Annotated in this window: 8 protein-coding genes and 1 pseudogene; 5 read left to right on the top strand and 4 right to left on the bottom strand. The window is 66.6% G+C overall.

Going from position 1 to position 10,298, the window contains the following annotated elements:
• Together Voc01_RS54390 and Voc01_RS55000 are read left to right on the top strand one after the other, a co-directional pair.
• On the top strand, nt 1-2,279 hold a 2,279-nt coding region (locus Voc01_RS54390; RefSeq protein ID WP_275423844.1), incomplete at its 5' end, for a helix-turn-helix transcriptional regulator.
• Nucleotides 2,230-3,228 (top strand): ComEC/Rec2 family competence protein, encoded by a 999-nt coding sequence (locus tag Voc01_RS55000; protein WP_373873989.1) that lies wholly within the window; start codon nt 2,230-2,232, stop codon nt 3,226-3,228. The genes Voc01_RS54390 and Voc01_RS55000, both read left to right, overlap by 50 nt.
• Before the next feature lie 52 nt (nt 3,229-3,280).
• On the opposite strand, the pseudogene Voc01_RS54995 reads toward Voc01_RS55000, so the two are convergent.
• Together Voc01_RS54995 and Voc01_RS52315 are read right to left on the bottom strand one after the other, a co-directional pair.
• Nucleotides 3,281-3,411, bottom strand: a pseudogene (locus Voc01_RS54995) (IS3-like element ISMyma3 family transposase); the annotation flags it as partial.
• A gap of 877 nt (nt 3,412-4,288) precedes the next feature.
• Complete coding sequence (locus Voc01_RS52315) at nt 4,289-4,723, bottom strand: CHAP domain-containing protein (protein ID WP_239161119.1); 435 nt, start codon at nt 4,721-4,723, stop codon at nt 4,289-4,291.
• 393 nt (nt 4,724-5,116) lie between these two features.
• On the opposite strand from Voc01_RS52315, the gene Voc01_RS52310 reads away from it, so the two are divergent.
• From Voc01_RS52310 to Voc01_RS52300, 3 genes are all read left to right on the top strand, one after another.
• Complete coding sequence (locus Voc01_RS52310; RefSeq protein WP_203935286.1) at nt 5,117-5,803, top strand: hypothetical protein; 687 nt, start codon at nt 5,117-5,119, stop codon at nt 5,801-5,803.
• Nucleotides 5,804-6,375: 572 nt separating this feature from the next.
• Nucleotides 6,376-6,609, top strand: coding sequence for a hypothetical protein (locus tag Voc01_RS52305; protein ID WP_203935285.1), 234 nt, complete (start codon nt 6,376-6,378; stop codon nt 6,607-6,609).
• On the top strand, nt 6,606-9,080 hold the full coding sequence (locus Voc01_RS52300) for a caspase family protein (RefSeq protein WP_203935284.1): 2,475 nt from the start codon (nt 6,606-6,608) through the stop codon (nt 9,078-9,080). Before Voc01_RS52305 ends, Voc01_RS52300 begins: the two co-directional genes overlap by 4 nt.
• Before the next feature lie 74 nt (nt 9,081-9,154).
• Here the strand turns inward: Voc01_RS52300 and Voc01_RS52295 are convergent, their stop codons facing one another.
• Together Voc01_RS52295 and Voc01_RS52290 are read right to left on the bottom strand one after the other, a co-directional pair.
• A complete protein-coding gene (locus Voc01_RS52295) occupies nt 9,155-9,412 on the bottom strand; it encodes a hypothetical protein (RefSeq protein ID WP_203935283.1) in 258 nt (85 codons plus the stop codon).
• A 115-nt stretch (nt 9,413-9,527) separates the two neighbouring features.
• A partial coding sequence (locus Voc01_RS52290) for a tetratricopeptide repeat protein (RefSeq protein WP_203935282.1) occupies nt 9,528-10,298 on the bottom strand: 771 nt, incomplete at its 5' end.

The raw sequence follows: 10,298 nt of genomic DNA, 5'->3' as shown, positions 1-10,298 counted from the left end.
CGGCCATCGCCGCCGCGCTCACCGCCGACCCGGGGCTGAGCTACGCCGAGGACAGGACCGTCGCCGCCGAGCTGGCCTACCACTGGACCCAGGCCCGCGCGTACGACAAGGCCCTCACCGAGGCGGTGCGGGCGGGGCACGCCGCGATGCGGATGCGGGCGTTCCGCGACGCCGAGCGGCAGTACCAGCGCGCGCTCGACCTGTGGGAGCGGGTGCCCGACGCGGCGACCGTGGCCGGCACCGGGCGGGTGCCGCTGCTCGCCGCGGCGGCCGACGCGGCCCGCCGGTCCGGCCACGTGACGCGAGCTGTCGAATACGTCACGGCCGCGATCAACGACGCCGATGACACGCCAGCGTATGACGCGACGGAGCTGTACGAGCGGCTCGGCAGCTACCTCTGGGAGGCCGGCGACGGCGCGGGTTCGCGGGAGGCGTATCAGCGGGCGGCCGACCTGCTCGCCGACCGTCCGCCGACGGTCGTGCTGGCGCGCGTCCTGGCCGGACAGGCGACCGCGCTGCTGGGCGAGGGCCGGTACTCGGTGGGGCTGACGACCGCGGAACAGGCGGTATCGGTGGCCCGGTCCGTCGGCGCGGCCGAGGCCGAGGGACGGGCGCTGACCACCGTCGGCGTCGCGTTGACGCTGCTCGGACGCACCGGACCGGGCATCAAGGCGATGCGCGAGGCAGTGCGAATCACCGAAAATCTCGACAACCTCGAGGACCTGCTGCGCGCCTACGCGAACCTCGCGTTCGTGCTCGCGGTCTCCGGCCGCGCCGAGGAGTCGCTGCACACCGCCGAGACCGGGTACCGAATCGCGCAGCGGTTCGGGCTCGGCACCAGCCGGATGGGCGGGATGCTCGCGAACAACATCAGCGCCTCCCTCGTTCAGCTCGGCCGCTGGGACGAGGCCGCCGCCCGGCTCACCCAGCTGCTGATCGACCGGCCCGTCGCGGAGACCCGCTACGCCACTCTGACCCTCGCCGAGATCCACCTGGCCCGCGGCCGGTTCGAGCAGGCCGAGCAGCTCGTGCGGGCGGTGCGCCGGGTCGCCGGGTCGACCGTGCAGCCCGCGCTGGCCGGTGCGATGGCCGCCTACCTCGCCGAGATCCACCTATGGCGCGGCGATCCCGCCGCCGCCCGCACGGCGGTGGCCGACGGGCTGCGGGTCACCGGCGACGCCGAGAACGCCGAGCTGGTGCTGCGGTTGTGTGCGCTCGGCCTGCGCGCCGAGGCCGACGAGTACGACCGGATCCGGGCGGTGCCGCGGCAGCGGGCCGGCGCCGTCGACCCGGTGCGGCGGCGGGCGGCCGAGCTGATCGCGATGGTGCGCGGGATCGGCGCCGATCCGCCGCTGCTTCCGGAGGCGGAGGCGGTCCGGCGGCTGTGTTTCGCCGAGTACAGCCGTGTCGACGCGACGGACCCGGCCGACACGGCGGGGCTGTGGGAGGAGACCGCCGACGGCTGGGACGCGCTCGGGCGTCCGTACCCCGCGGCCTACGCGCGCTGGCGCCGGGCCGAGGCGGCGTTGAACGCACGGGATCCGCACAGCGCGACCGGGGCGGCGCGGGCCGCGTACGACAGCGCCATCCGGCTGGTGGCGGTGCCACTGCGTACCGAGCTCGAGTCGCTGGCCCGCCGGTCGCGGATCGTGCTCACCGAGCCGGTCGCCGACGCTGCCGCCGAGCAGGCTGCGCTCGAGACGCACGGACTCACCCGCCGCGAGCTGGAGGTGCTCAGGCGCCTGTGCGACGGACACACCAACCGGCAGATCGCCAGCGAGCTGTTCATCACCGAGAAGACCGTGAGTGTGCACGTGTCGAACATCCTCACCAAGCTCGACGTGAACAACCGCGGCGAAGCGGCGGCCGCGGCGCATCGCCTCCACCTTGTAGGTGCTCGACTTTCGGGCCATACACAGACGAAGGCACCAGTGCCTTTGCTCAAGGCTCAAGCGGCCGAGGGTGATGCCGAGCCATCCGAGACGATCGTCGACGCGAGTCCACCCCGTTGGGTCACGCCCATCAAACTCGTCCGCCGCGATCGACGTTTTGTATACGCGATCCTTCCGGCATGGAGCCCTGACACCATCATCACGTTACGGATAAAGGAATTGCCAAGATTGGCGCTGGCCAAACTTGAGGGTGGGCAGATTCCAGTTCGCGGAGTAGTGCGGGCCAACATTGCGGCAACGAGTGTCGAGGAGTTGCAGATCTCGGACCTGTCATTCGATGCCGCAGTTCCCTCGGACGAGTCACTCGGGTTGGCGTCCGATGGCTAGTATCAGCATTCTCGATTGTGGGCACGGAAACTGTGCGGTCATACAGTCGGCGAATCGGGTAATCGTGGTAGACGCCCCTCGTCGCGCAAGTCTACTTACCTACCTAGATCACCTAGGCCTCACGGACATTCATGCGTTGTTACTGTCACACGCCGACGCCGACCACGTCGACGGCGCCGCTACCTTGCTTACGGATTCTCGCTATACAGTCCGCAACGTCTTCGTGAACCCCGATCCGATTCGACGCACGACGGTGTGGGATGACTTAAAGCATGCACTCGGCATCGCTCGGCGGCTGCATGGCACCGTTTTGCACAGCACATTGACCACGACTGATCCTGGGCAAATCGCGCTAGACTCTGTTGTGGTTCAGGTGCTAGGTCCGTCTCCAGAAATGGCCATATCCGGACCCATGAGTCGCCTGGAAGGGGACAATCTCACTGCGAATACCAATTCGGCCGTCTTAAAGGTGGTGGTCGCAGGGCGAAACTGTGTGCTATTGCCAGGCGACGTTGACGCAACAGGCCTAGACCGACTCGTGGCAGACGATCAGGACCTAGCAGCACCGGTGCTGGTATTCCCACACCATGGGGGCCGCCCAGGAGCAGTTGATCCGGCGAAGTTCGCGATCGACCTATGCTCAAGAGTTCAGCCCGAGCAGGTGATATTCTCAATTGGCCGAAGTTCTTTCCGGAATCCGCGACCAGAAATCGTGGAAGCCATCCGAACGGTGACAGAATCTGTTTACATCGCATGCACGCAACTATCAAGGCACTGCGTTCATGCCGAAGCGGTTGGTCAAGCCGCTTGCGCAGGAACCATCGTCATTGACCTACCTGAGGTCCGGTGGCGCGGCCTGTCGCAACGACGCCACAGCGAGTACGTCAACACATTGTCCATGCCGCTGTGCAAGTCTTTGCCCATAAGACGGCCATCGGCCAAGGCGTAACACTCTCCTGCAAGGACCGGCTGTGTTCCAAGCCCACGAGCGTTGAACTCAAGCTCGCCGCCTTCAAAATGTCATTCGCCCGCCGCAACTCGGCGTTCTCGGCCCGCAACCGTTTCAACTCGTCCCGCTCGACCCTGGACAACTGGTCGGACGCTCGCCGCGGTCGGCCTCGTCCTGACGCACTCAGTTCCGCAACGCCTCGGGATGCACACCCCCAATTCCGCGTTACATGAGACAGCGGCCGGTCGGACTCACGAGCCAGCCGAACGCCCGGTCCCCACCTCCTGCGGACACTTCCTCGGAGCAGCCACTCAAGGTTCTACCTTCAACCAGGACGATCATCCTGGTATCGGGCCTCCAGTTCCCGGGGAGGCTCAGACCCGTCCAGTTGCCGGACCTGGCGCGGACGGGCCCACGCCCACGGGCGCAGTCGGCCGGCGCACCGCGGGCAGGCGAGCGCTCCGGTGGCCAGGTCGGTGTCGACCCGGCGCTCGTCCCGCACCAAGATCACAGCAGAGGGCTCCTCGCACGCGTGTCAGCGTTGCCTACCACACGGCGGGCGGTCCAGGGGTCAACTGGTGTTGCCGACGCGTCCGGTCAAATGTCCACATGCGACGGTCCGCATCGGCACCCCCAACGATCGCTCGACCGGGAGCCGACCGCCGCCACGAGCAACTCCATGCCGGGCGCTCACGTTGTCGTCGCACACGAACCTCGCGCCGGTCCAACACACGCTCGCGACCGATGTCGCTGACCCGACCCCTGCTGCTCATCCCGAGAGTCGTCCAACACGGCTCGGGCATTCGAGCACCGCCTCACCCTCCTCCCGCCGATGCCCCGTCGGGCGGCAGACAGGACACCGGCCCGGCTGCATGCACGTCTTGGGCCGGTCTTTCCCGGGTACGTGTAGACGCTTTGTGATCGGCGCGTCTGACCGTCATCGACATCGACAGGTCGCTGTCGGTGGTCGCTGTCGGGTAGCGGACTGTTGGCCGACTACGGCGCGGTGGTGCGTGGCACGTCGGCAGCGTGCGCGGTCGCGGTGTGGGGCAGACCGGGTCTACCGGCGGAAGTAGAAGTTGACGCCGTCGAGATTGCCCCAGTCAGCCATCCCCGACGCCCCGGTGAACCGCAGAGGGTGCTCCCCGCAGTTGCCGTTCCAGTTCACGTGACGCACGTCGATCGTCCATTTCCTCGTCTGGCCGTTGTATGCGGCCCCCGTGACGATCGCCATATGCCCGGCTGCCCCGGCGCCCTTACGGTTGCGGTCCCAGACCATGATCGTGCCCGGCCGGGGAGAGACCCGAACGTAGCCTCGCTCGTTCATGGCGGTCTCGGTGTATCCGGCCGCCGTCGGTGGCCCTCCAAGAAGACCCGTCTTGCTTCGCGCGTACGTGACGCAGCTGCAGTTGTACGGATCCGCCACCGCCGGCTGAGGACATGCCGTCGCAACGAGGACGCCGCTGAAAGAGAATACGGCGAGGAGCCTCGCCATTCGCATGATGCGCGAACGCATCCTCCACCACCCACCCAGGCGTGACTGAGCTGTCTTGGCCATGTCCTTCTCCCCCGTCGGTTGTGCTGGCAGAAGTGACGTTATCGCTGTCACTGGGGACGGGAGGGGATCGCGTACATCCGTGAAATAGTGTGCTGGAAACAGGATTGCCGGCTGAAGCCCGGCACCGTCGCGGCTGCGGGCGTGGCCGCCTCCACACCGCTATCCAGAGGACTCCGTGCCGCCGGACAGGCGGCACCCGGACCCGGTCAGTCGAGTAGTTGCCGGGTACCGGACGGAGGGTGTCGGATCGGCGCCGTTGCCGCCTGAGGTCGCCGCCGTCGGTGGTCCACTGGAGCGCCGGTTTGCTCGCTGGTCGAGGAGGACGTCGTGATGGATGCGGTGCAGGTCTTCTGGGCCCCGGACGGTGCGTCGATGCCGTCGCTGGGCGCGCGGCCGCTGGTGGACGTGACCGACGGGGACACGCCGAACCTGCGGATGCCGGTACGCATGCTGTCGGTGGACACCCCGGAGGTCACCGCCGACACGGCGGCCCGTACCGCGAAGGTCGATGAGAGGTTCACCCGGCTGGTGGAGTGGATCGAACAGGGCAAGGCGCCGATCAACCCGGGGCTGGCCGAGTTCATGGTGCCGAAGTTGAAGACTGGCAAGGCCGGCAGTCTGCAGTTCGAGCAGGGGCAGGCGGCGTCGGCGTTCAGCAAGCACGACATCGCCACGAAGCTCGCGCGGCCGTCCGGGAAGCCGAGATCGATGTTCATCCGCATCGCCGATGCCCCGTTCGACAGCAACCATCGGCTACTGGCCTATGTGGCTCCGGACTACTCCGCGCAGGAGCGGCGCACGATCCCGAAGGGGCGGCGGCCGACGTTCAACCTCGACCTGGTCACCGCCGGTCACGCCGCCCCGTTCGTCATCTACCCACGTGGCACAGGAGGCGCCGGGCCAGGATCGTCGCCGCCTGCCGGTCCGCCGCGGAGGCGGCCAGGGAGTGGGCCACGACCAGCGGGATACCGTGCCGTCGTGCTTCGGCCCGCACGGCCCGCCGCTGAACCGGCGTGACAGAACGGACCGCCGGCGCCACGGACGCCACCGGCACCACCCCCGTAACCACGGTTAGCAGCAGGCCCGCGTTGGCAAGGACCGCACCGAGCCGGTACCAGCCAGCGGACCGCGCCCCGACCGCGGCAATGAAGAAGACCAGCACGGGACAGACCACGGCGGCCGCGGCCACCGGCAGTGCACGGGCGAGGTCAGCAGCCGGCGCCAGGACACCGATCCCGGTTCACAGGCCCGGGTTGACGTAGCGGCCAGACGGGCCGATACACCCAATGCCGGGGATTGGCCGACGCCGGCCCAGGGACGCGAGCGCACCACGGACATAGCTCACGCCAACACAGCCAGCGAGACGGACTTCTTACCAGATCTGACCTTCTTGCGGGCGACTTGGTGGCGGCATTTGTACAGGCGATGTACTATTGGCGGCACGGTATACGGAGACCGAGTCACGTGGATCCCCGGCTTGATCCACTCGGTGGCTAAAGGATTGATGATCCTCCCCGAGCATTGACGAAGCGTGTAGGCACTGTCTCTTCTCGTATGCCGTTGGCCGGGCAGCGGATCGGGAGTGGACCATGCCATCAATCGATCTGACGACGCTGCCGGGCTCCTTGGTTCGACCGTTCGTCGTGGCGATCGCACACCTGCCCATTCTGATCATCGTCATGCTGCTGTCGCCGACGTGGGTCTGCGGTGCCTTCCGCTCGCGAGCGCACGGGGCCGCCACTCTGAAGCTTCTCTGCGAACTCCGCGGATGGAGTTCGGACGTCGTCGCCGGATCCGCCAGCCGCCGGCCGGTGACCCGATGACGGACGATTACCTGCGGCGCCTCGCGAAGAGGCGGACGCTCTACACCGGAGAGACCTACAGCCAGGCCCACAGGGCGCTTGAGCAGGAACCTGACGGTGGCGATCCGATTCCCGAGGCGCATAACGACACGCAGCGGCGGCTTGAGTGTGCCGTCATGGCGGCCCTGCTCCGGTCAGGGGTTCTGCCGATCCGCGCAGTTCGTCCTTTGAAAGACGGTCTTGAGATCATCTTTGACCGTGAGTCGATGGACGAAAATCGTGTGCGCGTTTTCCTGGATGTGGTGCGATACGGCATCGTCGGTGGTCCGTCCTTCACGGCAAGGGGCATCGGTGCGGGAGTAGAAATTCTTGGTGAAAAGTCCTCGGCGCGGCTCGTCCTGCGCAAGGTTCCGTGGCCGAGCTTCAGGATGGCCCTCGACGCGCACGTCACCGGCGGCCTCCTGCCGGTCTCGGCTGATCCGGAGCTGAGCGGGCTGCTGCGACGGGCTGCCGTGCTGAAGACCGCGCAACATCTGGCGTGGGCCGCTGCCCGGCGTGAATGTGCGATTCCGCCGGACGTCAAGGAACTGCTGACCAATCCGATGTACGGGCTACCATCCTTCCGGACCGGCGGGTTGGCAGCTTCTGGCGAAACGACGCCGAGGCGTAGGATATTCGCCCTCCTGGTGGGAGTGAACAGGTTCGGGTTGACGGGATGCAACAACGACATTGAGGCAGTTCAGTCCTACCTGCGCTCAAGGTACTTGGATGCGGAACTGGTCGTCTCGGTTCTCATCGACGCTGATGCGACGCGGGATAAGGTGATTGCGGGTTTTCGAGAGCATCTCGCCGCAGCCGGGCCGCGCGACTCGGTCCTCTTCTGGTTCTCGGGACATGGGTTCCGCGCGTTCGTGGCCGAGACCGAGTCGGTGTCATCCGGACTGGTCACGGCGGACTACACCACGGACGATCCGAAGGGCCTCCACGGATCGGAGCTGGTGACGCTGCTGAACGATGTGGCTGATCGAACCGGTCATGTCGTCGCGGTAATCGACGCTTGCCATGCGGGCGGGACGGTCGGCAGTGAGCAACTGGTGTCAAGCCGAGGCGCGGTTCAGCAGAGACGGCCGGTCCCTTTGTGGGCGCCGATGCCTGTGGTCGCCGAACCGGTCCGGTTCGTTGGACTGGCCGCCGCCGACGCGCGTGAGCAGGCATACGAGTGGCAGAACGGGTACGGCGTCCGGCGCGGGATATTCACCGATCAGCTGTTGATCGCGATGGAGCAGCTAGGCCCGAGCGCAACCTATCGCGAACTCGTGGCATCGCTGAGGATCGAAGCTCTGGCTCCGCACCAGCGCCCTGTGCTCTGGTCGGCCAACGCGGGCCTTATCGACCAGCCGTTTCTCGGCGGCCGCGTGCGGCGGTCGACTTCGGGTACCACCATGTGGCGTGCCGCAGGCCAATGGATCATTGACGTAGGGGCCTGCCACGGTCTTGCACCCGACGCAACGCTCGCAGTGGTCGGCGGGGACCCGTCGCGGCGAGCCGAGGTTTCGCAGGTTCGGCCGGGCGTAGCGCTCGTGCGGCCGGTGGGGTGGGAGCCGCACCACGACGATACCTTCCACGTCGAACTCGTTCGCAATGCGATGTCCGCCACGGAGGTCACGATCGAAGGAGAAGGCGAGACGGCGGCGCGGATTCGCGCGGCGATCGAGATCGCCGGCCTTGGCCGAGGGCCGTCGCCGTACCTCACTGTCACAGCAGGCGCTGACCTCCGCGTCACAACTACCACCGACGGTGTTCGCGTCTACGCAGGACCGATGGACCGTCCGGCTGCTGAACTGGCCGCCAGCCCGGTGGGCGTCGAGCGGACCGTCCGTCTCCTGGAGCGGATAAGCCGATGGAAGCAACTTCTGAATCTCGACAACCCGACTACCGGAATCCGCGACATGGTTCGACTGGAGATCCTCCGAGGCGACGATGAAGTCATCCCGCCCGGACCCGATGGCGTCGTGCGACTGGGCTACCAGCGTTCCCTCGCACCGAAGGTCCGCTTCAGGCTGCATAACATGGCAGATCGTCAGTTGTACTGCGTCCTGATCGTTCTCACCGACACGTTCGGTGCACATACGACGCCGCTGCACGGAGCCTGGCTCGCACCTGGCGATTCCGCCACCGCCAACCACGGGCGGCCAGTGGAACTGGACTCGGCGCCCGGACAGCGCCTCCACCGCGATGAGCGCTTCACCAACTGGGTCAAACTGGTTGTGGCCAGCGAGCCATTCGCCGTGGCCAGCTACGACCTACCCCGCCGACCGGAGATACTCAACGCCACATCAAGGAGTAGAGGATTGGCCGCTACTCCGGCGCCGATATCACTGACGGCTGGGACGCTCCTAGGTAGCCGAGCATTCGGCTCTCTGAAGCGCTCGCCATGGGACCTTGACGCAGACTGGTCGACCACGACCACAAACATCGAGATTCGTAGATAGCAGCACCGACAGCGTTGAGCGCCTCGATGACCTGCCAAAGCTCTCGCTGGTCGTACCCTTGTTGACCAACCCGATCATGGCTGTGTTGCCGCCGACCGGGCTGGGCCTGCAGCCGGGAATGGGCTCGAGACCGCATCGAGGCACTCAGCATCATCCTCTTCGTCGCGCAGGTCGAACGCGAGCCATCGGTGATCGATTTCCGTGACCAGCACCTGGACGGTCGGTCCGGCCATCCGCGCCTTCTGACGGATCACGACGTGCGAGCGTGGATTGACGACCGCCACGTTCGGGACGCCATCCACAAGTCCGCCGTCATCCTCGATTCCAGACAACTGCCGTACATCGACGGCGGTTCGTTGAACGGGCCACCTGGAGCAGGTCGGCGACGTCGGCCCCGCTGGCAATTCTTGACCGCAAGGACGAACTGCCCATTCCTTGACGCTGGCCTCAGTCTTGGTTGGCGTGGTTGCCGTCGGCGTCCTCAGATTCCTGACCGGTGGGTGGGCTGTGCAAGCTCATCGCATAGCCGAGGTTGGTTGCGATAAACTGGATGGTTGGATGGTCGGGGTCCAGGATCCGTCGGGCGTGGGCGAGCACGAGTTGATACCTGGCGATCGCTTTGTCGAGTCGCCCGCTGGCCAGGAGGGCGCTGGCGAGGTTGTTGTGGCAGACGAGTGTGTCCGGGTGGTCCTCGCCGAGTACCCGTTGGTGTTCGGTCAGGACGTACTGGTACAGGTCGAGTACGGCGTCGGCTGGTCTGGCGGACCGATAGGCGACAGCAAGGCTCAGCTGCGCGGCCAAGGTGTCCGGGTGATCGCGACCCAGTACCCGTCGGCGGTCACCCAGTACCTGCTCGAAGAGGGCGATCGCTTCGTCGGCCCTGCCCGTTGACAGATAGGCGCCGGCGAGCCTGTGCCGGGACGACAGGGTGTCCGGGTGGTCGGGGCTCAGCACCTGCTGGCGCTTGTCGACGACGTGCTCGAACAGGGTCACAGCCTGATCTACCAGCCCGGCCATCTCGTACGCACCGGCGAGGTTGTGTTGAGCTGTCAACGTGGCCGGGTGCTTGTCGCCCAGCACCCGTTCGTAGTCGGTGTGAGCGTCTTCGAACATGGCGATCGCCGCATCGATCCGCCCGTTGGACTGGTATGCGCCGGCGAGGTTGTGCTGCGCTGCGAGCGTGTCCGGGTGATTTTTGCCGAGCGCTCGCTGGTACGC

Source organism: Virgisporangium ochraceum (genome assembly GCF_016863655.1).
Lineage (GTDB): Bacteria > Actinomycetota > Actinomycetes > Mycobacteriales > Micromonosporaceae > Virgisporangium > Virgisporangium ochraceum.
Note: the sequence above shows the minus strand (reverse complement) of the source record. Positions and strands in the feature narration are given on the sequence as shown.

What these genes read in the sequence shown, in the direction of transcription:
- Voc01_RS52310 (WP_203935286.1), top strand. Translation starts at nt 5,117, where the DNA reads ATGGATGCGGTGCAGGTCTTCTGGGCCCCGGACGGTGCGTCGATGCCG.
- Voc01_RS52315 (WP_239161119.1), bottom strand. Translation starts at nt 4,723, where the DNA reads ATGGCGAGGCTCCTCGCCGTATTCTCTTTCAGCGGCGTCCTCGTTGCG.
- Voc01_RS55000 (WP_373873989.1), top strand. Translation starts at nt 2,230, where the DNA reads ATGCCGCAGTTCCCTCGGACGAGTCACTCGGGTTGGCGTCCGATGGCT.
- Voc01_RS52300 (WP_203935284.1), top strand. Translation starts at nt 6,606, where the DNA reads ATGACGGACGATTACCTGCGGCGCCTCGCGAAGAGGCGGACGCTCTAC.
- Voc01_RS52305 (WP_203935285.1), top strand. Translation starts at nt 6,376, where the DNA reads ATGCCATCAATCGATCTGACGACGCTGCCGGGCTCCTTGGTTCGACCG.